At 65.7% G+C, this 20,994-nt stretch carries 17 protein-coding genes; 9 read left to right on the forward strand and 8 right to left on the reverse strand.

The window, feature by feature from the left end; all coding sequences use genetic code 11:
* Window positions 1-41: 41 nt before the first annotated feature.
* The 3 genes from AC0IYS_RS01725 to AC0IYS_RS01735 are packed head-to-tail and all read right to left on the reverse strand — an operon-like array spanning window position 42 to window position 4,996.
* Entirely contained in the window at window positions 42-1,901 is a 1,860-nt protein-coding gene (locus AC0IYS_RS01725; RefSeq protein WP_471703558.1) for a glycoside hydrolase family 15 protein, read from the reverse strand.
* The gene (otsB, locus tag AC0IYS_RS01730; RefSeq protein ID WP_471703559.1) at window positions 1,898-2,701 is read right to left on the reverse strand and encodes a trehalose-phosphatase; all 804 of its coding nucleotides are present in this window, start codon (window positions 2,699-2,701) and stop codon (window positions 1,898-1,900) included. The genes AC0IYS_RS01725 and otsB overlap by 4 nt, the downstream gene beginning before the upstream one ends.
* 12 nt (window positions 2,702-2,713) lie before the next feature.
* Window positions 2,714-4,996 carry an alpha,alpha-trehalose-phosphate synthase (UDP-forming) gene (locus AC0IYS_RS01735; RefSeq protein ID WP_471703560.1) on the reverse strand — a complete coding sequence of 761 codons (2,283 nt, stop codon included), beginning with the start codon at window positions 4,994-4,996 and terminating at the stop codon, window positions 2,714-2,716.
* A 186-nt stretch (window positions 4,997-5,182) separates the two neighbouring features.
* Here AC0IYS_RS01735 and AC0IYS_RS01740 point away from each other — a divergent pair, with 186 nt between their 5' ends.
* Window positions 5,183-6,307: a mechanosensitive ion channel family protein gene (locus AC0IYS_RS01740; protein ID WP_471703561.1), complete on the forward strand. Its 1,125-nt coding sequence runs from the start codon at window positions 5,183-5,185 to the stop codon at window positions 6,305-6,307.
* 68 nt (window positions 6,308-6,375) lie between these two features.
* Here the strand turns inward: AC0IYS_RS01740 and AC0IYS_RS01745 are convergent, their stop codons facing one another.
* Together AC0IYS_RS01745 and AC0IYS_RS01750 are read right to left on the reverse strand one after the other, a co-directional pair.
* The gene (locus AC0IYS_RS01745; RefSeq protein WP_471703562.1) at window positions 6,376-6,669 is read right to left on the reverse strand and encodes a hypothetical protein; all 294 of its coding nucleotides are present in this window, start codon (window positions 6,667-6,669) and stop codon (window positions 6,376-6,378) included.
* A gap of 56 nt (window positions 6,670-6,725) precedes the next feature.
* Entirely contained in the window at window positions 6,726-7,280 is a 555-nt protein-coding gene (locus AC0IYS_RS01750) for a hypothetical protein (protein ID WP_471703563.1), read from the reverse strand.
* Between the two features lie 139 nt (window positions 7,281-7,419).
* On the opposite strand from AC0IYS_RS01750, the gene AC0IYS_RS01755 reads away from it, so the two are divergent.
* Window positions 7,420-8,025 (forward strand): PEP-CTERM sorting domain-containing protein, encoded by a 606-nt coding sequence (locus tag AC0IYS_RS01755; RefSeq protein ID WP_471703564.1) that lies wholly within the window; start codon window positions 7,420-7,422, stop codon window positions 8,023-8,025.
* A 56-nt stretch (window positions 8,026-8,081) separates the two neighbouring features.
* Here AC0IYS_RS01755 and AC0IYS_RS01760 read toward each other — a convergent pair whose 3' ends face one another.
* Complete coding sequence (locus AC0IYS_RS01760) at window positions 8,082-10,019, reverse strand: phosphatase PAP2 family protein (protein WP_471703565.1); 1,938 nt, start codon at window positions 10,017-10,019, stop codon at window positions 8,082-8,084.
* A 201-nt stretch (window positions 10,020-10,220) separates the two neighbouring features.
* Between AC0IYS_RS01760 and AC0IYS_RS01765 the strand changes: the two genes are divergently transcribed.
* The 6 genes from AC0IYS_RS01765 to AC0IYS_RS01790 all read left to right on the forward strand — a co-directional run bounded on the left by AC0IYS_RS01765 (window position 10,221) and on the right by AC0IYS_RS01790 (window position 18,955).
* Window positions 10,221-10,691 carry a (2Fe-2S)-binding protein gene (locus AC0IYS_RS01765; RefSeq protein WP_471703566.1) on the forward strand — a complete coding sequence of 157 codons (471 nt, stop codon included), beginning with the start codon at window positions 10,221-10,223 and terminating at the stop codon, window positions 10,689-10,691.
* 1 nt (window position 10,692) lies between these two features.
* On the forward strand, window positions 10,693-12,864 hold the full coding sequence (locus AC0IYS_RS01770) for a xanthine dehydrogenase family protein molybdopterin-binding subunit (RefSeq protein WP_471703567.1): 2,172 nt from the start codon (window positions 10,693-10,695) through the stop codon (window positions 12,862-12,864).
* Between the two features lie 37 nt (window positions 12,865-12,901).
* Complete coding sequence (locus tag AC0IYS_RS01775) at window positions 12,902-13,246, forward strand: hypothetical protein (protein WP_471703568.1); 345 nt, start codon at window positions 12,902-12,904, stop codon at window positions 13,244-13,246.
* An 82-nt stretch (window positions 13,247-13,328) separates the two neighbouring features.
* Window positions 13,329-14,588: a TolC family protein gene (locus tag AC0IYS_RS01780; protein WP_471703569.1), complete on the forward strand. Its 1,260-nt coding sequence runs from the start codon at window positions 13,329-13,331 to the stop codon at window positions 14,586-14,588.
* A 10-nt stretch (window positions 14,589-14,598) separates the two neighbouring features.
* Window positions 14,599-15,801: an efflux RND transporter periplasmic adaptor subunit gene (locus AC0IYS_RS01785; RefSeq protein ID WP_471708779.1), complete on the forward strand. Its 1,203-nt coding sequence runs from the start codon at window positions 14,599-14,601 to the stop codon at window positions 15,799-15,801.
* Window positions 15,802-15,817: 16 nt separating this feature from the next.
* Window positions 15,818-18,955 (forward strand): efflux RND transporter permease subunit, encoded by a 3,138-nt coding sequence (locus AC0IYS_RS01790; protein WP_471703570.1) that lies wholly within the window; start codon window positions 15,818-15,820, stop codon window positions 18,953-18,955.
* On the opposite strand, the gene AC0IYS_RS01795 is transcribed toward AC0IYS_RS01790, so the two are convergent.
* Window positions 18,952-19,263, reverse strand: coding sequence for a cupin domain-containing protein (locus tag AC0IYS_RS01795; protein ID WP_471703571.1), 312 nt, complete (start codon window positions 19,261-19,263; stop codon window positions 18,952-18,954). The two genes, AC0IYS_RS01790 and AC0IYS_RS01795, sit on opposite strands and share 4 nt — an antisense overlap.
* A 9-nt stretch (window positions 19,264-19,272) precedes the next feature.
* Window positions 19,273-19,875, reverse strand: a complete 603-nt coding sequence (locus tag AC0IYS_RS01800; protein WP_471703572.1) for a DJ-1/PfpI family protein — start codon at window positions 19,873-19,875, stop codon at window positions 19,273-19,275.
* Window positions 19,876-19,957: 82 nt separating this feature from the next.
* On the opposite strand from AC0IYS_RS01800, the gene AC0IYS_RS01805 reads away from it, so the two are divergent.
* Window positions 19,958-20,977, forward strand: coding sequence for a GlxA family transcriptional regulator (locus AC0IYS_RS01805; RefSeq protein WP_471703573.1), 1,020 nt, complete (start codon window positions 19,958-19,960; stop codon window positions 20,975-20,977).
* Window positions 20,978-20,994: the final 17 nt, after the last annotated feature.

Below are 20,994 nucleotides of genomic sequence, written 5' to 3' on the forward strand. Positions count from 1 at the left end.
ACGCCGTAATCCGCCATCTGCGAGCCGCTGCCGACGCCTGCTTACACCACGCTGTCCCATGGCGCGGACAAGCGCATCGCGCAATTGATCAACCCCACCATCGAATACGTCTGCGGGAAATTTCCCCACATTTCGCCGGTGTCCGGATGCGTGTCCTCGGACAGCAAGCCCAGATGGTTGCGCGCCTTGAGCATGGTCTCGAAGATCTCGCGCGCCTCTTCCTTGCGGCCGATCCGCGCCAGCGCGTCGATGCGCCAGAAGGTGCAGATGTTGAACGCTGTCTCCGGCTTGCCGAAATCGTCCGGCGCTTCGTAGCGGCGCATGTACGGGCCGTCGCACAGCGACTTCTCCAGCGCCTCCACGGTCTTGACGAAGCGCGGGTCCTTCGGATCGATGAAGTTCACCTCGGCCATCAGCAGCACGCTGGCGTCCAGATCCTCGCCGCCCAGGCTTTCGCAGAAGGCCTGGCGTTTCTCGCTCCACGAATCGCGCAGCAGCGGTTCGCGGATTTGCTCGGCGCGCGCCTGCCAGTGCGCCGCGCGTTCCGGCAACTCAAGCACATTGGCGATCTTGGCCAGGCGGTCGCACGCCGCCCAGCTCATCAGCATCGACGAGGTGTGCACGCGCGCGCGCGTGCGCAACTCCCACATGCCGGCGTCCGGCTGGTCGTGGACGCGGAAGGCTTGCTCGCCGACCGCCTCCAGATGCGCGAACTCGGCCACGCCGGCGCGGTTCAGCAAACGGTGGTCGAGGAAGGCCTGCGCCGCCCCCAGCACCACATTGCCGTAGACGTCATGCTGGAAGTGCTCCTGCGCCTGGTTGCCGACCCGTACCGGCTGGTGGCCGCGATAGCCGGGCAAATGATCCAACGTCGATTCGGGCAGGGATTCCTCCAGGCCGATGCCGTACAGCGGCTGGATATGCCCGCCCTTGGAGCTGGCGACGATGTTGCTCAGCCAGCGCAGGTACTCCTCCATCGTGCCCACCTCGGAAATGCTGTTGAGTGCGCGCACCACGAAGAAGGCGTCGCGCAGCCAGCAGAAGCGGTAGTCCCAGTTGCGCGCGCTGCCGGGCGCTTCCGGGATGCTGGTGGTCATGGCGGCGATGATGGCGCCGGTGTCCTCGTACAGCGACATTTTGAGCGTGATGGCCGCGCGGATCACCACGTCCTGCCACTCGTACGGCAGCGCCAGGCGGCGGCTCCAGTTGCGCCAGTAGTTGATGGTTTCCTTCTCGAAGCGGCGGCACACGTCCTCGATGCCATCGTTCAGGGTTTCATCCGGTCCCAGCATGAAGTTCAGCGAGCTGTTGGCGAGGAACCAGGTCTCCGACAGCAGGTGGCTGAGCGATGCATCCGTGTTCAGGCGCAGGGTCTGGTCCGAGCCGACATAGCGGATGTGGTGGCTGCCGCGCGTGATCTCCGGCGCCTCGCGGCCCCAGTCGAAACGCGGACGCAGCCGCACGCGGATGCGCACCGCGCTGTTGAGGATGCGGATGCGGCGTATCAGCATCAGCGGCCGGAACATGCGGTCGCGGCTGGTGAAGCGCGGCGCGAAGTCGGTGATCTCGATACCGTGGTTGTCGGCGTCCATCAGGCGGGTGCGCAGCACGGCCGTGTTGGGATCGTAGAACTGCTCGGTCTTGACGCAGTTTTCGAGCTCGATGCTCCAGACGCTGCCGTTTTCGGAATTGTCCAGCAGGGCGTTGAATACCGGATCGCCGTCGAAGCGCGGCAGGCAGCACCAGACGATGTTGCCGCTACGGTCAACCAGCGCGTTGTAGGAACAGTTGCCGATGACGCCACAGTTCAGCGACGCCTCGGGCGTCACCGGCTTGCCGGGCGCGGCCTCGTTCGGATTGGTGTGTGCGGCGGAATTGGTGTCGGTTGCTGTGCTGGTCATTGCGTGTCTCCATGAGGCAGGGTAGTGGCCGCTTGCACCAGCTGCGCGCGCAGTTCCTGCGGCGAGGCGAGGCGGCGCAGCGCGGCGCTCGGACCGGGGCCGATCTTCACGCCCATGCCGCCCGTTTGCTGGGCGTAGGCGATGCCGGCTTCGTCGGTGGTATCGTCGCCGGCAAACACCGGCTTGTGGCCCTTGAAGGGCGCTTCCTGCATGAAGGCGGCCAGGGCGCTGCCCTTGGTGCTCGATCCCGGCTTGAGCTCCAGCACCATTTTGCCATGTAACAGGACCATGCCGGGGCTGGCGTCGAGCGCTTCCTGCATGACTTGCTCGCACAGTTCCTTCAGTCCCGGCGCCAGGCGGTAGTGCAGGGCCAGCGCGCCGCGCTTTTCCTCCAGCAGCAGGTCGGGATATTGCGCCACCAGCGGTTGCAGGCGCGACTTGGCGTTATCGAGCGGCAGCACCGTGATGTAGTGCAGCTCGCCGTCGGCGGCGCGCCGTTCGGCGCCGTGCACGCCGGCCGCCGGCAGCTTGAGCGGCGCCAGCATGGCGTCGATCTGCTCGATCGGGCGGCCGCTGACGATGGCCAAGCGTCCGCCCAGCTTGTCGCGCAGCTTGGCCAGCGCCTCGATCAGGCCGGGCACGACCACGACGGTGTCGGGCGTTTCGGCCAAGTCGACCAGGGTGCCGTCGAAGTCCAGGAACAGGCTGCAATCGGGCCAGTCGGTCAGCAGGAAGGCTTGGTTGTCGGCGGACGCGCTGGTGTTCGTCGCGTCCGCCGGGTTCGATTCGAGTGTCATCATCGTTGTCTTTGTTTAACTGACCCGGCGCAGGTTGCCGCGGCTGTGGGAACGGATCTTCTGCATCACTTTTTCGCGTTTGCGCAGACGGGCGGCGTCGAGCAGCATGTGGCCGGCCCAACGGTAGACGTTGAAGCGGCGCACGCGGTCGCGCATGCTGCGCATCCGTTCGCGCTGCTCGACCGGCGGCATGGTCAGGCCGCGGTACAGCGCCTCGGCGCCTTGCTCGATATGGTACGGGTTGATGATCAAGGCCTCGTGCAGTTCGCGGGCGGCGCCGGTGAACTGGCTCAGCACCAGCGCGCCGCGTTCGTCGTCGCGGGCGGCGATGAATTCCTTGGCCACCAGGTTCATACCGTCGTGCAGGCTGGTCACCATGCAGACCTCGCTGGCGCGGAAGTAGCGCTGCAGCTCGGCTTGCTCGTGGTGCTCGATCTTCAAGATGATCGGCAGGTAGCCGTCGCTGCCGAAGCGGTCGTTGACCCGCGCGGCCAGTTTGCGCACGCGCTGCTCGAAGTTCATGTATTCCTCCAGGTCCGAACGGCTTGGCGCGGCGATCTGCACGAAGCTGAACTTGCCGATCATGGTCGGATGGCGCTCCAGCATGCTCTCGACCGCCTGGAAGCGCTCCAGGATGCCCTTGGTGTAGTCGAGGCGGTCGACGCCGAAGGCCAGCAGGTGGTCTTCCGGCACGCCCAGGATCTGGCGGATCTCGGTGCGGCACTGTTCCACCGGCTGCGTGTCCGGATAGTCGGGCCAGGCGATCGAGATCGGATAGTCCTCGACCTGGGTCAGCTCGTTGCCGTACGAAATGGTCGATGCTTCCGGCTCGATGCGGGTTTCCAGGTAACGGTCGACCGTGTCGAGGAAGTTCTTGCGGTGGAACGGCGTGTGGAAGCCCAGGATCGTGCTGCCGAGCATGCCTTCAAGAATTTCTTCGCGCCATGGGCAAATGCCGAACGACTCCGAGTTAGGCCAAGGGATATGCCAGAACGTGATAATGGTGGCTTTCGGCAGCGCCTCGCGCACCATGCGCGGCAGCAGGGCGAAGTGGTAATCCTGCACCAGCACCACCGGGTTGTCGGTGCGCGCTTCCTTGATGACGGCGTCGGCGAAGCGACGGTTGACTTTGACGTACTCTTCCCAGTCGGACGAGCGGAACACCGGACGCACGTGGGCGATATGGCACAGCGGCCACAGGCCTTCGTTGGCGAAGCCGTAGTAGTAGCCTTTTTCCTCTTCTTCCGTCAGCCAGACGCGGCGCAAGGTGTAGCTCGGATTCTTCGGTGGCACCGGCACGTGGTCGTTGCGGTCGACCGTCTCGCGGTCGGCGCTGCCGGCGCCATGGGCGATCCAGGTACCGGAGCAGGCGCGCATCACCGCCTCGACGGCCGTCACCAGGCCGCTGGCCGGACGGCGCACGCGGATCGTGCCGTCCTTGTTTTTCTCGTGGATGTAGGGCTCGCGGTTGGACACCACCAGCACCTGATCGCCGGCCAGATCCTGTTGCAGCAGGGCCTTGAGTTTTTCCGGCGCCCATTCGGCGCTGTTGTTGCTGCTGCTGCTCTGGCGTTCCTCGTGGTATTCCTCGAGCAGGCTGCGCAGTTCGCCGATCAGCGGTTCCATCTCGGGCGGTGGCGGCGGCGGCGTCGCGCCGGGCGCGGTCGATTTGACGTCGCGCGGCAGCAGTTGGCCGCGCAGCACGTCGTTCAGGCTGGCCAGCCAGCCACGCCAGCTCAGGTGCGACACCAGCAGCGTCAGGAAGGCGATCGCCACGCCCAGCAGCGCGAAGAAGATCAGCACATACTTGGTGGTCTCGGCGCTGCGGCGCTCGATGAAGCTCATATCGTGCACCAAGATCAGACGGCCCAGGCCGGTGCCGTTGTCTTCGATCGGCGTATCGGCCACGTGGACCGGGCCGCGTGGCAGTTGCACCAGCGACTTTTGCTTGCTGCCGTCGGTCGGCTTTTCCCAGCAGCCCAGCGATTGCGGGTAGGTGGAGGTTTTGTACAGCAGCTTGCCCGAAGGATCGCAGAAGCCCAGCGCGAACAGGCGCTCGTCTTCGATGGCGCCGTCGAACAGCTTCTTGATGTGGGCCTTGTCGTTGAGCAGCACATCCTCGCGCAGCGGCACCTGCAAGGTGGCGGCCAACAGTTGCGAGCGGTTATCCAGATCGCGCACCGACCAGCGTAGGGTCAGGTTGTCCATCAGCGGGACGACGATGTAGGCGAACAGACCCAGCAGAATCGCCAGGGGGAGCATGAAACGTAATGATAGTTTTACAGAGCGTGAAAGCATTGGAGGAGTCCTCAGGTGTGATTGCAGGATAGAAAAACAACCGCTGCATCAATTTTTCGGGATGCGTGGCAATCGACCTCAGCTCCTCTATTGTTTCATTCATGAGGGAAAAACCTTTGTTCGCTAGCGCACGCATGCGGGCAAATGGCGCGCCGCAACATTGCGGAGTCCCCTAGAATCAGGCCCATGGAACTCGACTATTTTTCTGATATGCATGAAGGGCCGTGGCGCGCCGCCGCAGTGGTGGGCGTCAGCGCCGTGGTGTTTGTTGCCGTGGCTCTACTGTTGCATCGGGCGGGCATTATGCTGCTCCGCCGCATAGCGCGAAACCGGCCTTACACCACCAACGCCATCAAGTACGGTTGGCGTCCGAGCCAGCTGTGCATGGCGCTGTTCGCGCTGCGCATCGTGCTGACCGGTGCGCCGGAAAACATGCCGTTGCTGGTGCCTATCTCGCGCATCAACAATGTACTGCTGATCATCGGCCTCACATGGCTGGCCATCGCCTGCGTCAATTCCATCAAGCGCACGATCACCGACGTCAATCCGGTCGACGCGGCAGACAACCTGCGCGCGCGCCGGCTGCTGACACAAACGGCGGTGCTCACCCGCAGCGCCAACTTCATCATCGGGCTGATTGGGCTGGGTTTTGTGCTGCTGACGTTGCCGGGAGCGCGGCAGGTCGGCGCCAGTTTGCTGGCTTCGGCGGGCGTGGCGGGCCTGGTGGCCGGTATCGCCGCGCGGCCTGTGCTGGGCAACTTTATTGCTGGGTTGCAGATCGCTTTCTCGCAACCGATCCGGCTGGACGACGTGCTGATCGTCAAGGGCGAATGGGGGCGCGTGGAGCGTATCACCGGCACCTATGTCGTGGTGCGGATTTGGGACGAGCGGCGCTTGATCGTGCCGCTCCAATGGTTTATCGAAAATCCGTTCGAGAACTGGACGCATACCTCGTCGTCGATACTCGGCACGGTGTTTTTGTGGCTGGACTTCAGCGTGCCGGTGCCGGCGATACGGGCCGAGTTCGAGCGCATCACGCATGCGTCGTCGCGTTGGGACCAGCGGGTGTGCGTGCTGCACGTGACCGACGCCGACGACCGCGGCATGCAGTTGCGGCTGCTGATCAGCGCGCAGGATTCCGGTACCGCCTTCGACCTGCGTTGTGAGATCCGCGAAGCGATCATCGCCTTCGTGGCGGCCAACTATCCGGATTCGCTGCCGCGCCTGCGTCCGGTGCTTGACGCGCCGGGGCCGCAAGAGCAAAGCCTGGGCAAACGCGCCGTGCACGTGGCCGACAGCCCGGCGCCATAATGAAGACTGATCACTGCCAAGCGTGGGAATGATCTTGAACGATGTGACTGCTCAGGTGCTGGGGCTGTCTAAGGCTTGCCGGTTGCGACAGGCACGGCCGGCGGTTGGGCGTATATGACGATGGGCGCGGGACTTTTCGTGGAATTGCTCATCATGAAAAACAATCCACCAAAACCGAAGAAGAGGCCGATGGCCGTTGCGCTCATCCAGCGCAAAATATCAGTGCTGGATTTTTGCATATCGGCGCGTATGTCCGCGATGTCCGCCTTGGTTGCCGTTTGCTCGAGGCGCAACTCGATCTTCGCGAGCCGTTCTCGCGTTTCGATGGCGAATTCTTCAAGCTTGATCAGGCGCGCTTCCATACTCCCATCATAGGCAGCAGCGCCAGTCCGGTCAAATATCCCACCGGTATCTAACGCTATTTGGATTTCGGTTTGCGGGCGATGATCTCGTTGATCAGCTTGCGTTCCTTGTCGGTCGCCTTGCGCATCAGGGCTTCGTGCTTGTCGCCCAGCGCGATGGACTCGGCGATTTCAGGGGTAATGGCCGATGACTTGGCGATGCGTTGCGTAATCCACGCGGTGAGCAGGCACATCACCAAGGTGCAGGCGATGTAAAAGGCAATCCACAAGCCCGTCTGCCCACGGGCGCGGTTGATCGCCTGGACGACTTGCTCGGCCTCCTTGGTCACCGCCGCCATCTTGCCCATCATGTCGGCCACGGCGATGCTGGCCGATTCGGCCGCCACCCGTCCCGCCTCCCTGGCGGTGGCGTCGACGATGGCGGCCGCCTTGGCCTCGATCTTGGCCGCCTCGGCGATGCGCGCGTCGATCTGGTTCAGGCTGATATTCGCCATGCGCACCAGTTTGTCGCAGCCGGCGATCTGCTTGGAGAAATTCTGCAGGTCGTTGTGAAAGCGGTCGGCGTTGAAAAAATCGCCCTGGGGGTGCGATGTCGGGTCGTTGTCGTTCATCGGGGATCCGCGCCATTCAATAACAGTGGAACTGCGATTGTAGATTCAAGACGATGAACTGTGGCAATCCAAGCAGCTTTTACTGGACAAAGGTGAACGCCAATCGTAACATTAGTGCAACTTTATTTTTGGAAACGATATGTCATCGATCAGCTCATGCATCAAACTGGCTTTCGCTTCGGCGATCCTGGCTGCCGCCACCGCGTCCGCCGCCACCATCAACATCGACTTCGAGACCATGCCGGGGGCCGATGGAAAGTTCGGCACGGCCGACGATGTGGCAATGGAGTCCACCTTTGTCACCCAGATACGCGATCAACTGGCGCCGGCCGGCCTCACGTTCACCCAAGGATCGATCATGCAATGGTCATTTTTCAATGGTGATGAGAAGAATCATTTTCTGTCGTCGACCAGCCCAATCGGGACGTTCAGCATTCCCGTATACGGCATCAGCATTGAAAGCAAATCCTATTGGAAGGCGACGTTGACCGCCTATGGCGCTTCTGGCAACGTATTGGCCGTGAACACCCTGCCATCGACGAATGGCGCGCTGGGGCTGTTGTCTGTGACGACCACCGAAGCCATCGCCAGCTTCTCCATCTTGCCGGACAGTCCCAACTTGATCCTGAATCTCGACAACATGGTGCTGACGGTATCGTCCGTGCCTGAACCGTCGACCTGGGGCATGTTCGGCGCCGGCCTGGCGCTGCTCGGATGGCAGCGCCGCCGGACGTCGCGCGGCTAAGGTCCGCATCGATAAGAAAGCCCCGGACGGCTCGATCAGGCGTCCGGGGCTTTTTTTTAGTTTGCTACCGTCAGCGTCAGCGTCGTATTGCTGTAGACCGGATCGACCTTGGCGAAGCCTTCCACCGCGATGCTGGTGAAGCGGCCCTTCAGATTCCCGGCGCTCAGCACGATGATGCTCTCGCCCGCCTTCGGCTTGTAGCTGCCCGGGAACTTGACGCGCAAGGCGCCGCCGACGATGGTGGCGGTGCCGGCCACCGTCATGGTGCCCTTGGCGCCGCCCAGCGCGTTCAGCTCCAGGGTGGTGGTGCCGGCCAGTTGCGTGTACGCGCGGGCCAGTTTCAGCTGGGAAGTGGTGTTGGCCACCAGGGTGCCGCCGCTGACGTAGACGTCGCCATTGCCGAACGCGGTCGGCGACACGCCTTCGAGCACGCCGGCGGTCAGCTCGGTGCCGCCGGTCCAGGTGTTGTTGCCGGCCAGCTTCAGCGCGCCGCTGCCTTGCTTGACCAGCTTGCCGGTGCCGCCGATGTCGTTGCGCCAGCGGTCGGCCGCGTTGAAGCCGCCCTTGGAAGAGTCCATGACCAGCACGACGTTGCCGGTGAAGGCGCCGTAGCCGTCGGCCGCCGCGAACAAGTTCAGTCGGCCCCAGCCTTCAGGATCGTCCATGACCGGATAGCCGGAGGCGACGGCCGTGGTTTTCAGCACCACGCGGCGCTGGGCGTCGCTCAGGTAGGGCAATCGGGTTTCCAGCAGCACTTCGGCGCCCTTCGGCACCGAGGCCGGCGCGTTGGTCGGCGCGATCGGCGCGAAGCCGTAGGTCATGCGGCGCAGGTAGTTGGCCTTGTTGGTGGCGTAGTCCGAGAAGCGGTCGCTGCCCGATTGCGCGAACGCGGTAAACGTGGTCGGCGTGGTCGAGGTCGCGGCCATCAGGGCGCTGTGGGCCTGGGCGTAGCCGGCCGTCTTCTTGGCCGCGTTGGCCGGGTCGACCATGGCGGCGGCGACCACCGCCTGCGCGTGGATACGGCCGCTCAGCACGTCCAGCGGCGAATGCATGCCGGCCAGGATGCGCGACTCGCCCAATTCCAGGCCGCGGCTGATGATTTCCTGATAGCGCTCCGGCACCGCGTAGGCCATTGCCAGCGCGTTACGCACCGATTCGGCCGAGTGGCCGCTGGTGAAGCCGCCGTCGGTGGTCGGGGTCGGGCTCTTGGCCGGGATCAGCGCCGGCAGCACCTGCACCGCGCTGCTCCAGCGGTAAGGGCGGGCGTATTTATAGAAGCGCTTGGCCGGCTCGGTCGAGCCATTGGCGCCGACCATGTTGACCAGGTCGACCACCGCGCCGAAGGTCGGGTTGGCGCTGCCGCCGACGCCGTTGTTGTTGCCGCCGTCGTTGTACAGCACGGTGGTGGCGTCGGGCGCGATGGCGGTGATGGTGGTGGTCTGTTGGGCGGCGGTGCGCCAGGCGTTGGTCAGCGGGCCCATGCCGTCGCTGACGCTGTAGCCCTTGTTGCGGCGGTCGTCCAGATAGGCGGCCAGCGCCTGCTCCGGCGTGCGGTTGGCGGTGGCTTTGACGACATAGTCGATATTGGCGTTGTGGACGGCCTGGTTGAGGATGGTGCCGCCGTTGGTGCCGTCGTTCGGCACGCCGGTCCAGGCGGACGCCGTCACGGCCGGGAAGTTGCCCACGGCCGGCGCGGTCTGGCCGGCGTCGACGATTTCGGTCAGCGGCTTCCAGATCTGCAGCATCCCGGCCAGCACGCGCACGCCGGCGTTGGTGTCGAGGGTCGCATAGCGGGCGTCGCCGCGCTGGTTGCTGAAGGCGGTATCGACGAAGGCGGTGACAGTCGGCACCGGGGCCACGTCGGCCGCGCCCTGGTCGGCCGGCGCCGCTGGTGCGGACACGACCTGATCGTCATTGCTGGAACCGCCGCAGGCGCTCAGGGCGACGGCGATGCTGATGGCGAGGATGAGGGGGCGCGACGGAACGAGATGCATGTGGGAGTCCAATGTCAGAAGTAAAAAGGCCATAGAGTAATGACGTCATATGACATGGCTGTTACGCAACGGCGGTGGAACCGCTCCCACCCGAAAATAATCTGGGCGCAACTTTTTGATGTATCACCTTTGGGTAGTATTGTTGGAAGGACATATCTGTCTATAGTGTGGCTTTATCCTTTGTCCGTTTAGGAGCCGCACATGATCAAGTTGGAAATCAATGGCAAGAGCCGGGAGTTCGATGTCGCCGGCGATATGCCGCTGTTGTGGGTGCTGCGCGACGAGGCGCATATGATGGGCACCAAATTCGGCTGCGGCATGGCGCTGTGCGGCGCCTGTACCGTGCATGTCGACGGCGAGGCCACGCGTTCTTGCGTGCTGCCCGTGTCGGCGGTCGCCGGCAAGAAGATCACCACCATCGAGGGCGTGGCCGCGACGCCGGCCGGCAAGGCGGCGCAGCAGGCGTGGATCGCCGCCGAGGTGGTGCAGTGCGGTTACTGTCAATCGGGACAGATCATGTCCGCCGCCGCGCTGCTGGCCAAGAACCAGCAGCCCACCGACGCCGATATCGACGATGCCATGTCCGGTAATATCTGCCGTTGCGGCACCTATACCCGCATCCGCGCGGCGATCAAGGATGCCGCCAAGTCGCCACTGCTGAAGGGGGCCTGAGATGAACGCTCCCTTTAACCCCGGGTCCATCGAGCAATCGCGCCGTGGCTTCCTGAAGATCGCAGCGGCCGCCGGCGGTGGCTTGATGGTCGGCTTTTGGAGCTTGCCGGGCGAGGCCTCCGCCGCCGCTACCGCTGCCGCCGCATCCGACCTGAACGCTTTTATCGCCATCGGCGCCGACGACACCATCACCCTCACCATGCCCAAGGTGGAGATGGGGCAGGGTACCTATACCTCCATCCCGATGCTGATCGCCGAGGAGCTGGAAGTCGATATGGACAAGATCGCGCTGCGCCACGCGCCGCCCAATGCGAAGGTCTACGGGGCGCCCTTCGGCGACCAGTTCACCGGCGGCTCGACCTCCATCCGCCTGATGTGGGAGCCGATGCGTCAGACCGGCGCGGCCGCCCGCATGGTGCTGATCCAGGCCGCCGCCGAGCAGTGGAAGGTGGCGCCGGAGAGCTGCCGCGCCGAACACGGTGAGGTGGTGCACGCGGCCAGCGGCCGCCGCGTCAAGTACGGCCGATTGGTGCAGGCGGCCGCAAGGCTGCCGGTACCGGAGAAAATCGCGCTGAAAGATCCGAAAGACTTCACATTGATCGGCAAACCGCTCAAGCGCCTCGACGCCAAGGGCAAAACCGACGGCACGGCGTTGTTCGGCATCGATACCGTGGTGCCGGGCATGAAGGTGGCGGTGGTGGCGGCCAGCCCGGTCGTCGGCGGCAAGCTCAAATTCGTCAAGGACGCCAAGGCGCGCAAGCTGCGCGGCGTGCATAGCGTCGTCAGGCTCGATAACGCGGTGGCCGTGGTGGCCGATAATTATTGGTACGCCAAACAGGGACTGGCGGCGCTGGACGTCACCTGGGACGAGGGCAAGTACGCGAAGCTGTCGACCGACGATGTCCGCACCATCATGCTCGATGCGCTGAAAAAGCCCGGCAAGGTGGCGCGCAACGACGGCGACGCGCTCAAGGCCCTCGCCGCCGACACCAAGCGCGTCGATGCGGTGTACGTCAACCCGATGCTGGCCCACGCGACCATGGAGCCGATGAACTGCACCGTCCATTACGACGCCAAGGCCGGCAGCGCCGAGATCTGGGTCGGCTCGCAGGTGCCGGCCCGCGCGCGCGACGACGCCGCCAAGGTTCTGGGGCTGGCGCCGGAGAAGGTCACGCTGCACAACCACCTGATTGGCGGCGGCTTCGGACGCCGCCTGTACACCGACTACGTGGTGCAGGCGGCCGCGCTGGCGAAACAGGTCAAGGCGCCGCTGAAGGTGGTGTGGAGCCGCGAGGAAGATATCCAGCACGATCTGGTGCGCGGCCTGTACGCGCATTCGGTCTCCGCCTCGCTCGACGCCAAGGGCATGCCGGTGGCGTTCTCGCACAAAATCGCCGGACCGTCCAACCTGGCCACGTTCGCGCCGTCGTTCCTGCAAAATGGCCTGGACACCGACAACGTCGAGGGCTCGGACACCTTCTCCTACGATATCCCGAACATGCGCGTCGAGTACACGCGCGAGGACGGCCCGGTGCCGAGCGGCTTCTGGCGCGGGGTCGGCCCGACCCGCAACATGGCGGTGCTGGAGAGTTTTATCGACGAACTGGCGGCAAAAACCGGCCGGGACCCGCTGGCCTACCGCCTGGCGATGCTCGACAAGCAGCCGCGCGCGGCACACGTGCTGAAGCTGGCCGCGCAGCGCGCCGGCTGGGGAGCAAAGCTGCCGGCGCGCTCCGGCCGTGGCATCGCGCTGATGCGGGCCTGGGGCACTTATCTGGCGCAGGTGGTCGACGTCAGCGTCAACGACGATGGCGAGGTGGCGGTCAAGCGCGTGGTCTGTGTGGTCGATTGCGGCCATGTCGTCAATCCGGACACCGTGGTGGCGCAGATCCAGAGCGGCATCAACTACGGCCTGACGGCGGGGCTGTTCGGCGCCATCACCTTCAAGGACGGGCGCATCGAGCAGAGTAACTTCCACGACTACCGCATCCTGCGCCTGAGCGAGGCGCCGCTGATCGAAGTGGAAATCGTCCAGAGCACCGAGGCGCCGGGCGGCATCGGCGAGCCGGGGACCGCCGGCGTGGGCGCTGCGCTGACCAACGCGGTGTTTGCGGCGACCGGCCAGCGGATACGCGAGATGCCGTTGCGTCCTGAGTTGCTAAAAAAGGCTTGATGGGGCACGGCCGGCGGCGGGCTGCTACAATGGCCTGGTGAAAAAGCTATTGCTCATCCTGCTGCTGACCATACTGCCGATCCAGTACGCCTGGTCGATGGCGGCCGTCTATTGCCAGCACGAGCCGGCCAAGGTGAGCCACTTCGGCCACCATGGCCATGCGCACCAGGCCCAGTCCGACGAAGATCCGGACCACGGCAAGCCGGTCAAAGTCCATAACGATTGCGAAGTTTGCCACCACGCGGTGCAGGCCTCGGTGCTCGAGGAGAGCGGCGCCGCCGTCCAGCCGGCGACGCAATCGCATGCGGAGCCGCCGCTGGCGAATTATCATTCTCACATCTCCGATGGGCCCCGGCGACCCAATTGGCTGCTCGTCGCCTAGCGCGACGAGACTCCCCTCCTCATTTTCTGTCGGAAGACGGTGACGTCTCGTCGAATTCTTTTCCATTTATTCGGAGAATTCGATGTTCAAGTATGTTTTGTCGCTTTATATGGCGGCATGGCCGGCGTTCGCGCTGGCCGGTGGTCTTGCCTCCGCGCCCGCGTCCGAACCGACCGGGCCACTGACCCTGGAGACGGCGCTGGCACTGGCCGCCGGCGCCAATGCCGACCTGTCGGCCGCGCGCCACGAGCTGCTGGCCGTGGACGGCGCGGTCCAGCAGGCCGGTTTGCTGCCCAATCCCTCGCTGTCGGTCGAACGGGTGGACACACGCCGCAGCAATAGCAGTGACGCCCGTGAAACCACCTTTCTATTGAGTCAGCCGCTGGAGCTGGGCGGCAAACGGCAGGCGCGCATGCAGGCCGCGCAGCGCGAACGCGATAGCGCCTCGGCGCAGCTGGGCGCGCGGCAGGCCGAACTCCGCGCCGATGTCATCGACGGCTGGTTCGCCGTGCTGGCCGCGCAGGAGCAACTGCGGCTGGCGCAGGAGGCGTCCGAGCTGGCGCAGCGCGCGGCAGCCGCCACCGGCCGGCGCGTTGTCGCCGGCAAGGTGTCGCCGGTGGAGGAGACGCGCGCGCGGGTCGCCGCGTCAACCGTGCAACTGGATCTGCTGCGCGCGCGCAGCACCCTGGCGATCGCGCGCAAGCGGCTGGCGGCGATGTGGGGCAATCCGGCGCCGCGCTTCGAGAAGGCCGCCGGCGATCTCGATAATCTCGATACGTTGCCGTCGCTGCCCGACCAGGCCTTGCTGCACCACCGGCTGGCGCAGGCGCCGGGCATGGCGCTGGCGCGCTCGGAACTGGACAAGCGCCAGGCGCTGGCCAAGGTCGAGCTGACCCGCCGCGTGCCCGATGTCACGCTCAACGTCGGCAGCAAGCGCTCGGAGGAGCTGGGGCGGTCGCAGGCGGTGTTCGGCATTTCCGTGCCGCTGCCTTTGTTCGACCGCAACCAGGGCAATGTGCTGGAGACGGCGCGCCGCGTCGACAAGGCGCGCGACGAGTTGCGCTCCACCGCGCTGCGGCTGGACGCCGAACTGGCGCAGGCGCGCGAGGATTTCGACGTCGCCCGCCAACAGGCGCTGGCGCTGCGCAGCGAAATCGTGCCCGGCGCGCAAAGCGCGTACGAGGCGGCCAGCACCGGCTTCGATTACGGCAAATTCGGCTTTCTCGACGTGCTCGACGCCCAGCGCACCTTGCTGCAGGCGAAATCCCAATACCTGAACGCCCTGGCGGAGGCGCATCGCGCCAAGTCCGCCATCGGCCGCATCCTCGGAGAGGAACAATAAGATGACTAGCATGACCAGGAAACAGAAAATCACGATCGCCGTCATGGTGGTCATCGGACTGCTGCTGGCGGCATGGATGCTGATGCCGAAGCGCGGCGAAGATACACGCGAAAATCACGATGACCATGGTGCGGAAGCGGTGGCGCCGCGCAAGGACGACCACGACGCGCAAGAAAAGCCGGAAAAAATCGCGCTCGACGACGCGCAGGTCAAGGCCGCCGGCATCACCGTCGCCGCCGCCGCGCCGGCCGACATCAGCACCGCCATCACCTTGCCCGGCGAAATCCGCTTCAACGAGGACCGCACCGCGCACGTGGTGCCCAAGCTCTCCGGCGTGGTCACCGCCGTGATGGCCGACCTGGGCCAGATCGTCAGGCAGGGGCAGGTGCTGGCGGTGGTCGCCAGCAGCGGCTTGTCCGAGCAGCGCAGCGAGCTGCTGTCGGCGCAGCGGCGGCTGGCGCTGGCCAGCACCACGCTCGATCGCGAGCGCCGCCTGTGGCAGGACAAGATCTCGGCCGAGCAGGATTATCTGCAGGCCAAACAGGCGATGAGCGAAGCGGAGATCGCGGTGCAGAACGCGCGCCAGAAGTTGAACGCCTTCGGCACCGGGGCCGCCTCCGGCTCGGACCTGAACCGGCTGGAGCTGCGCGCGCCGTTCGACGGCATCGTCATGGAAAAGCACCTGGCGCTGGGCGAGGCGGTCAAGGAGGACGCCAACGTCTTCACCATCTCCGACCTGTCGACCGTGTGGGCCGAAATCGCCGTGCCGCCGAAGGACCTGAACCTGGTGCGCGTGGGCGAGACGGTGACCGTCAAGGCTTCCGCGTTCGACGCCCAAGCCACCGGCAAGATCACCTACGTCGGCTCGCTGCTCGGCGAGCAGACCCGCACCGCCAAGGCGCGCGTGGCGCTGGCCAATCCCGACCGCGCCTGGCGTCCGGGCCTGTTCGTCAACGTCGATGTGCTGTCCGGCCAGACCGGCGCCGCCGCCGTCGCCGTCAACACCGAGGCGATCCAGACCCTGGAGGACAAGCCGGTGGTGTTCGTCAAGGTGGCCGGCGGCTTCCGGCCGCAGCCCGTGGTGACGGGCCGCAGCGACGGCAAGACCACCGAAATCCTGCAAGGCCTGACGGCGGGTACGCAGTACGCGGCCGCCGGCAGTTTCGTCCTCAAGGCGGAACTGGGCAAGGGCAGCGCCGAGCACGCGCACTGAGGCGGGGGACGACATCATGTTCGAACGCATCATACGATTTGCCATCGTCCAGCGCTGGCTGGTCATGCTGGCGGTGGCGGGGATGGCCGGTTTCGGCATCTACAGCTATCAAAAGCTGCCCATCGACGCGGTACCCGACATCACCAACGTGCAGGTGCAGATTAATACCGCCGCGCCGGGCTACTCGCCGCTGGAGACCGAGCAGCGCGTGACGTTCCCGATCGAGACCGTCATGGCCGGCCTGCCGAACCTGGAGCAGACACGCTCGTTGTCGCGCTATGGGCTGTCGCAGATCACCGTCATCTTCAAGGACGGCACCGACATCTTCTTCGCGCGCCAAATGGTCAACGAGCGGATACAGGAGGCGAGGGCGCAGCTGCCGGCCGGGATCGCGCCGGCCATGGGGCCGATATCCACCGGCCTGGGGGAGATTTACCTGTGGACGGTGGAGGCCAAGCCGGGCGCGAAGAAGGCCGACGGCACGCCGTACACGCCGACCGACCTGCGCGAGATCCAGGACTGGATCATCAAGCCGCAGCTGCGCAACGTCGCCGGTGTCACCGAGATCAATTCGATCGGCGGCTACGCCAAGGAATACCAGGTGGCGCCCAATCCGCAGCGCCTCGCGTCCTACGGACTGACCTTGCAGGACGTGGTGACGGCGCTGGACCGCAACAACGCCAACGCCAGCGCCGGCTACATCGAAAAACGCGGCGAACAGCTGCTGGTGCGCGCGCCGGGACAGGTGCGGTCGCTGGAGGATATCCGCAACATCATCCTCAGTAACACCGACAGCGTGCCGGTGCGGGTGCGCGACGTGGCCGAGGTGCAGATTGGCCGCGAACTGCGCACCGGCGCCGCCACCGACAACGGCCGCGAGGTGGTGCTGGGCACCGTCTTCATGCTGATCGGCCAAAACAGCCGCGCCGTCTCGCAGGCGGTCGACAAGAAGATGGTCGACATCAACCGCAGCCTGCCGGCCGGCGTGGAGGCCATCACCGTCTACGACCGCACGGTATTGGTCGACAAAGCCATCGCCACGGTGAAGAAAAACCTGCTCGAAGGCGCGGTGCTGGTGATCGCGGTGCTGTTCCTGTTCCTCGGGAACATCCGCGCGGCGCTGATCACGGCGATGGTGATCCCGTTGTCGATGCTGTTCACCTTTACCGGCATGGTCACGTACAAGGTGAGCGCCAACCTGCTCAGCCTGGGCGCGCTGGACTTCGGCATCATCGTCGACGGCGCGGTGGTCATCGTCGAGAATTGCGTGCGCAGGCTGGCGCACGCGCAGGCCACGCTGGGCCGCAAGCTGACCCGCGCCGAGCGCTTCGACGAGGTCCACGCGGCGGCCAGGGAGTCGCGCCGCCCGCTGCTGTTTGGCCAGTTGATCATCATGGTGGTCTACCTGCCGATCTTCGCGCTGACCGGCGTCGAGGGCCGCATGTTTCATCCGATGGCGCTGACGGTGGTTATCGCGCTGCTTGGCGCGATGCTGTTGTCGATCACTTTCATCCCGGCCGCCGTGGCGCTGTTCATCGGCGATAACGTGGTCGAGAAGGAGCACCGCAAGATCACGGCGTGGTACAGCGGAATGCTGGAACGGGTACTGTCCAATACACCGGTCGTGCTGACGTTCGCCGGGATTTCGGTGGTGCTGTCGCTGCTGCTGGCGACGCGCCTGGGCAGCGAGTTCGTGCCGAACCTGAACGAGGGCGATTTCGCCATCCAGGCCTTGCGCATTCCCGGCACCAGCCTGACGCAGTCGGTGGAGATGCAAAAGCAGATCGAGCTGACCTTGAAGCAGAAATTCCCCGAGATCGAAAGGATCTTCGCGCGCACCGGCACTGCGGAAATCGCCTCCGATCCGATGCCGCCGAATATCTCGGACGGCTACATCATGCTCAAGCCGGAAGCCGACTGGCCCAAGCCGCGCAAGTCGCGCGAAGAACTGCTGGCAGCGATACGGGAGACGGTCGAAAAGCTGCCCGGGAACGCGTTCGAGTTCTCGCAGCCGATCCAGCTGCGCTTCAACGAGCTGATATCGGGCGTGCGTAGCGACGTCGCCGTCAAGCTGTTCGGCGACGACACGGCGGTCCTCAACGACACCGCCGCGAAGATCGCCGCCGCGCTGGGCAAGGTGCAAGGTGCGACCGAGGTCAAGATCGAACAGACCACCGGCCTGCCGATGCTGACGGTGGAAATCGACCGCGGCAAGACCGCGCGCTACGGCCTTAATGTGGGCGAGGTGCAGGAGACCGTTGCCACCGCCATCGGCGGCAAGGAGGCCGGCACCATGTTCGAGGGCGACCGCCGCTTCGACATCGTGGTGCGGCTGCCGGACGCACTGCGCGACGACCTCGATGTGATGCGGCGTCTGCCGGTGCCTTTGCCGCGTGGTGCAGGGGGCAGCGGTGGCGCCAACTTCATCCCGCTGGGCGAGGTGGCCAGCTTCAGCGTGGCGCCCGGCCCGAACCAGATCAGCCGCGAGGACGGCAAGCGCCGCGTCGTCATCAGCGCCAATGTGCGCGGGCGCGATATCGGCTCCTTTGTCGCCGAGGCGGAGCAGGCCTTGCAAAGCCAGGTCAAGGTGCCGGCCGGGTACTGGACCGCGTGGGGCGGGCAGTTCGAGCAGCTGCAGTCGGCCACGCGCCGCCTGCAGATCGTGGTGCCGCTTGCGCTGCTGCTGGTGATGGTGCTGCTGCTGGCGATGTTCGGCAACCTGCGCGACGGGCTGCTGGTGTTCAGTGGGATTCCGTTCGCGCTGACAGGCGGCATCGCGGCGCTGGCGCTGCGCGGCATACCGCTGTCGATATCGGCGGCCGTGGGCTTCATCGCGTTGTCCGGCGTGGCGGTGCTCAATGGGCTGGTGCTGATCTCCTACATCCGCTCCTTGCGCGGGCAGGGGCGCACGGTGGAACAGGCGATCCGCGAGGGCGCGCTGGGCCGATTGCGTCCGGTGCTGATGACGGCGCTGGTGGCGTCGCTGGGCTTCATTCCGATGGCGATCGCCACCGGCACCGGCGCCGAGGTGCAACGTCCGCTGGCGACGGTGGTCATCGGCGGGATATTATCGTCCACGGCGCTGACGTTGCTGGTGCTGCCGCTGCTATATAGATTGGCCCACCGCGACCGAAAAGCGCCCACGCCGGATTAAACGCTGCCGGCCCGTTCGACGACCAGGATGCGCGCCTGCCCCACCGGGTGGGCGCAATGGGCGTCGCCCTCGGCGGCGTAGAAGATGTCGCCGGCGCGCAGGTGCGCCACCAGTTCGCGGCCGTTCTCGCGGTAGTGCATCGCCACCTCGCCATCGAGCACGGCGAACACCTCGTCGCCGTCGTTGACGTGCCAGCGGTACGGCTGGTCGGTCCAGTGCAGCCGCACGGTGGCGTTGTCGATCGCGGCGATCGATAGCGCCTCCCAGGCGCGCGCGCCGGTGTACTCGCTTGCGCGGACGATTTTCATGCCCGCCCCCTATCCCTGGTTCCAGTCGTATTCCATCTGGCGCGCCGTGCGCAGCGCGAGCTCGCGGCCGGCCAGCCGCTCGACCAGATGCAGCGACATGTCGATGCCGGCCGAGATGCCGCCGGAGGTGACGGTGGCGCCATTGTCGATCCAGCGCCGGTTTTCCTCCACCTGCAAGGCCGGGAAGGCGGCGCGCAGGCCGGCCACGTCGTCCCGATGCGTGGTCACCCGCTGGCCGTCGAGCAGCCCGGCCTTGGCCAGCAGGAAGGCGCCGGTGCATACCGACGCCACCAGTTCGCAGGCGCCCGCCCTGGTGGCGATCCAGTCGATGACCTCCGGCCTGGCCAGTTCGGCATCGACCACGCCGCCGGGGACGATCAGCACGTCGACCAGATCGCCGCCGGCGAAATCGGTCTCCGGCAGCACGCTCAAGCCGGCGCGCGCGCGCAGCATGGCCAGGGTGGCGCCGACGGTGCGGACCTGGAACGGCGGCGGCGTGCCCGGATCGAGCTTGCCGGCCACGCGCGTGGCGCAAGTGAACACCTCGTACGGTCCGGCGAAGTCGAGGACCTCGACGTTGTTGAAAACATAAATGCCGATGGTGCGTGTCATGCAGCCTCCTGGGTTGGAATGGAAACATCATCCCATTTTGTCGATTGACACAAATGACACTCATGGCGGAATATCTGCCAATATGAGACCAGATCCGACGCCCGCTTCCAAGAATGCCGCCGCAGCCACCGACATCTGGCTGCTGGTGTTCCCCGGCTTCGTGCTGCTTGACGCCACCGGCCCGGCCCAGGTGTTCGCGACCGCCAACGACGAGGCGCGGGACGCCGGCCTGCCGGAACCCTACCGTATACATATGGTGTCGGCGGACGGCGGCGCCATCGCCTCGACCGCCGGCGTGACGGTGTTGACCGCGCCGCTGCCGACGGCGGGACTGGCCGGCTCGACCTTGGTGGTGTCCGGCGGCAGGGGGCTGGAAACGGGCGACAGCGTCGCGCTGGCGCCGGCGACGGTGCGCTGGGTGGCCGCGGCCGCTGTCGGCGCGCGGGCGGTGGCGCGCTGCTGCGCGGTGTGCAGCGGCGCCTTCGTGCTGGCGCGCGCGGGCTTGCTGGACGGCCGGCGCGCCGTCACGCACTGGCAGGACGCGGCGCTGTTGCAGACGCAGTACCCCGCCATCACGGTGCAGGAGGATGCCATCCATATCAAGGACGGCACCATCTATACATCGGCCGGGATCGCCGCCGGCATTGATCTGGCGCTCAGCCTGGTCGGCGAGGACCTGGGCCGCGACTTCGCGCTGGGCGTGGCCAAGCGCCTGGTGGTGTTCTTCAAGCGCCCCGGCGGCCAGCGCCAGTTCAGCGCCGAACTGTTGGCCCAGGCCGGTGCGCAAGGCTTGCACGGCCAGCTGACGGCGTGGCTGCGCGCGCGCCTGAAGCAGCCGGTCGACGTCGAGCAGATGGCGGCGGCGTTCGCGCTGTCGGTGCGTTCGCTGCACCGCAAGCTGCAACAGGAGGCGGGCGTGTCGCCGGCCCAGCTGTTGCTGCGGCTGCGCATGGAATGCGCCTGCGCCTTGCTCGAGCAGCCCGGCATGACGGTCAAGCGCGCCGCCGCCCAAAGCGGCTTCGGTAGCGGGTACAATCTGCGCCGCGCCTTTGCCGCGCAGCTGGGCGTGGTGCCCAGCGACTATCAGGCGCGTTTCGGCTAAGCTCGGCCAACGGCGCC

Source organism: Duganella sp. AC237, assembly GCF_979254035.1.